Raw genomic sequence first — 325 nt, 5'->3', positions numbered from 1 at the left:
CTCTTGCATGCACATCGTGGATTTTTCTCCGGGCATGAGCCATACACGCGGCTTCCGTTATTCTGCCGGATTCGTATAACGCCCGGTAACCACCGTAAGCATCGGCCTGAAGCACACCGCTGTAACCGGCCAGGTGATTTTGTGGATGGATACCTTTCCGGTCCGGACTGTACGCGAACCAGACCGCCGGGGGCATCTGTGAACCGGCGTTACGGTCATCACGGACGTAGACCCACAGCCGGGCTGTCCGGGTTTTACCGCTGCCCGGCTCCTGGACCGGGACGGGGATATCATCAGCATGGACTTTACCGGGCATCAGCACATA

1 protein-coding gene is annotated in these 325 nt (G+C 58.8%); it reads right to left on the bottom strand.

Annotated elements, in window-relative coordinates; genetic code table 11:
* A partial coding sequence (locus OGY15_RS24760) for an IS66 family transposase (RefSeq protein ID WP_286537265.1) occupies nt 1-325 on the bottom strand: 325 nt, incomplete at both ends.

The sequence above is a fragment of the Citrobacter sp. Cu231 genome, from assembly GCF_030332265.1.
Lineage (GTDB): Bacteria > Pseudomonadota > Gammaproteobacteria > Enterobacterales > Enterobacteriaceae > Citrobacter > Citrobacter meridianamericanus.
Note: the sequence above shows the minus strand (reverse complement) of the source record. Positions and strands in the feature narration are given on the sequence as shown.